This is a genomic window from Romboutsia sp. 1001285H_161024_C4 (assembly GCF_015550185.1).
In the GTDB taxonomy this organism is placed as follows: Bacteria; Bacillota; Clostridia; order Peptostreptococcales; family Peptostreptococcaceae; genus Romboutsia_C; species Romboutsia_C hominis.
Genome location: NZ_JADNAJ010000025.1, coordinates 1 through 3,580, shown reverse-complemented (window position 1 = coordinate 3,580; position 3,580 = coordinate 1). Strand labels below are relative to the sequence as shown.

Here is a 3,580-nt window from a genome sequence, read left to right as displayed (position 1 = left end):
AAAATATCTTCAAAAAATTATAAGAGAAAATGGATATAAATATTTTCAAAAAGAAAAAAGATATTACAAAGAAAATACAAATGTATTACAAAAAAATATAATTCAGGGCAAAGAAATTTTTGATTCAGAATGTAAAGATTCCACAATTGTATTACAAAATTATAAAGAGGATTTACTAGAAATAGTTCAAGCCAAGAAAGAAATATTTGAAGTTATAAATGCTTTTAAAGAAAATTTGTATTGCAAAGATACTACAAGTGTAATAGAAGTAGTTGCTAGTAATGAAATACAAATTAAAGATTTTAATAGCGAAGCAAAAGTAACTTCATTTAGGGTTTATGGTGAAACATTAACTAAGTGGAAAGAGTTTTGCAGCAAACATAAAAAATATAACAACCAAGATTTAGTGTCTATGGCATTGGAAGAATACATGAAAAAGTATGAGTAATGGATAAAAAAGCATCGTAAATTATGGCTAAAAAAACGTCTAGAATCCATTTAGAGCGAAAATAATAAAGTTAAGGATAAATAGGTTATATATTTATAAAATAAGTCTTAAAATCGAAATTAGAGCTTTATAAGTAAATAAAATAAAGAAAGGTCAGACTTAATAAAATTAAGTTTGACCTTTCTTTATTTTGCTAGACCTTACAAGTATTGGAAATACTATGTTTTTATAAACTATTCCCTAAATCTAAATTTTAAGACTAATTAAAGTGTATATTCATTATTTATCATTATCCCAAACATGTTGACAATAATTACAAAGACCTTGATCACTTAAGTAATCTTCTTCTTTACAACGAATACATAACCCAAAAGTTTCTCCATCATTACAATCAAAGATATCTTCGCAATTATCTTCTGAAATAGCATCTATACTAGCAGTTGCTGTGCAATCAGGATAATTTGAACATCCATAAAACTTACCTAAAGGCCCTTCTCTTAGAATCATATAACCATTACACCAAGGACATTTGCTCATTTTTATAACCTCCTATATATATGCAATATAATTAGAAGTTTACAACAAATTTAACTATAAGTATATTTATATAGTTTAATATATTGATTTACATATTATTTATAACTTTTCTAAATTTATAAAATATAGTTAAAATGTGATAATAAATTTAGTCTTTGAATTTTATTTAATGTATTTTATAATAGATTTAAAGGTAATAAAAAAGAGATAGCTGGAACTATCTCTTTTTAGAAGTGTGACTACATATGTGACAATGTATAGAATAGCGCTATTACAAATTCATATGAAAGATTGATTGAAAAATCTTTATATGTAATCGTCAATTAAATCACCGCCTTTTAGTTTTGGATAGAGAGAGCTTGCTGGAACAAGCTCTTTTTTTGTTTAAATATATAATAATATAATTCATAATAAAAAAACAGACTTGATTTTTAATTGATATGCCCCTTGTAATCGTTGGAATCACAACGTTTATCAGGGATGTGTATATTATAATTATTAATGTATATTTGTCAATACTTTCCATGTGATTTAATTTGTCAATATGTAAATTTAAACTAATTATTTATAACTATTTAGATTTTGTAAAATGTTATTGTTTTTTACATTGGATCAGCACTTCAAAATTAGTTCGCTATTATAACATACTTTTTAACTTTTTTATGTATTTTTATAATTTTTTTTAGCAATAAAAAATATAACATGTAAAACTTAAATATTAGCTGCTATATATGCATTCGCTAATCTTTTTTTAGTTAATTCAAATGTTTTGAGAGTAGCCTTTATAAGTTTATATAACCAGATTGGATTTATACTCCTTACTTGATAAGATATAGTGCTATATTATATTTTAATATAAGATTTAAAAATAAAATATAAAAAATAAAAAGCACCCAAAATTGGGTGCTTCTCGTTTATTAAGTGATAAAAGAAAATATAATTCTTTAAATTTATTTAAAATATGTAAAAAATATATTGTTATAAATTGTAAATAAAGTTAAAATATGAATATAAGTAAATAAAAAAAGCACTCAAAAGAGTGCTTTCTATTTAACTTCGGTTCTTTAAATCGTCGCCAAACGATTTAAGGTAACTACTGGTAGTGGAATACCATGAAGTTAAGGAATTTAGCCTTCGTTAGATAGTTGGAGCTATCTTCGGAAAGTTGACCCAACCAAAGTAGTTTATATTATTAATATATACATAAGTATATAAGGATAAACACTTTAAGTCAATATAAATTAGACCTTAACGCTCTAGGGATTTCACCTAGGGCGTTTTTTAATGCAAAAAGGTTGCATGCCACCTATATGACATGTAGTGAGTTGCCGTTAAACACTTAAAATTACGTCAGGTGAGTTCAGCCACTGCAGAAAGTGAACCTCCGTACAGATAAGCCTAGTCCCTTTCTTTAGGCAGTACGGGTCCGAGCGTGACGACTACGTAAAGGTCGGGTGTGGGAGTTCTAGGATACTAATGTATCGGGAACCATAAACAGACATCAGCACTAGGATAGAACCATAGTGTAGAAAGTTTATGGGTGTTTACACATAATAGAAAGGGTGCGAGAAGATAAGGCGACCGAGTATACTGTTGTATTATCAAAAGCAATTATTCCTTATGAATCAGAATAGTTATGTGTATTTTTAGTACAAGCTATTTTGATGGCATAAGGGAATAATTGCGTCGATTTCAGCTCCCTCATGCCTGTTGTATCTTAGTTGCATAGATTTTACAAGTTATTTTGTTTGAACAATTAAAAAATAAAAACCAAGAACAAAAACAACAAAAGAGCAAGTAAGAAAAGTTCCTTCTAACTTTTCTTACTTGCTCTGCGTTAGCATCAACTTTTACCCGTAGGTTGAAAGTTGATTTTAGCCGTAGGCTTATAATAAAAAACAATTACCTAAGCAGTAACTTATTACTATGTAAAATATCATTTAGAAGGTTTATTATGTTTAAAAAAAAAGTATGATAAATTATCATAAGTGTTAATATTTTCTTTGAAATTTAATTACAAAAAAATGAATTGGAATATTAAGACAGTTCGTTTTTTTTATTTAGAAATTATTTAATTTAAAAGTTTAAAAATAGAAAAAATAAGCTTATAAAATAGGTTGATTTACCCCAAAAAAAGTTATGTCAAAGTTATGTTAAATGTTATGTCAAAAGTTATGTCAAATCAAAAACAAGTGAATTGACATAACTTCTTCTAAAATTAGAGTATTGCTGGGCTTTGCCCAGATTATCACCTTAGGTGATATCAAAAACTCCTTATGCTCTTTTTTCTCTGAAGGCTCTTGCAGAGGGCTTTTTATTTTTTATAAAAAATATTAAAAGGATTTTGTAATACGTTTGTAATATACTACAAATGTATTACAAAAAAATTGATTGTTTTTAAGGAGATAAAATGATTAAAAAAGAGTTTTTAGAGTTAGATATAGATAAAAAAATTGAATACCTAAATGAAAAATTAAGCGAAGGACAAACTGTAATTCGTATTAGAGAAGATCTAGGCATAGGAGAAAAATATCTTCAAAAAATTATAAGAGAAAATGGATATAAATATTTTCAAAAAGAAAAAAGATATTACAA

3 protein-coding genes are annotated in these 3,580 nt (G+C 26.2%); 2 read left to right on the top strand and 1 reads right to left on the bottom strand.

Translation table 11 applies throughout. The features are described 5' to 3' along the window. Positions 1-448: hypothetical protein (locus I1959_RS15100; RefSeq protein WP_195238903.1), on the top strand; the 448-nt coding region annotated here is incomplete at its 5' end. Between the two features lie 279 nt (positions 449-727). Here the strand turns inward: I1959_RS15100 and I1959_RS15095 are convergent. Next, positions 728-985: a topoisomerase DNA-binding C4 zinc finger domain-containing protein gene (locus I1959_RS15095; RefSeq protein ID WP_195238901.1), complete on the bottom strand. Its 258-nt coding sequence runs from the start codon at positions 983-985 to the stop codon at positions 728-730. Between the two features lie 2,410 nt (positions 986-3,395). Here I1959_RS15095 and I1959_RS15090 point away from each other — a divergent pair. Next, on the top strand, positions 3,396-3,580 hold a 185-nt coding region (locus I1959_RS15090; protein ID WP_195238899.1), incomplete at its 3' end, for a hypothetical protein.

What these genes read in the sequence shown, in the direction of transcription:
- I1959_RS15095 (WP_195238901.1), bottom strand. Translation starts at nt 985, where the DNA reads ATGAGCAAATGTCCTTGGTGTAATGGTTATATGATTCTAAGAGAAGGG.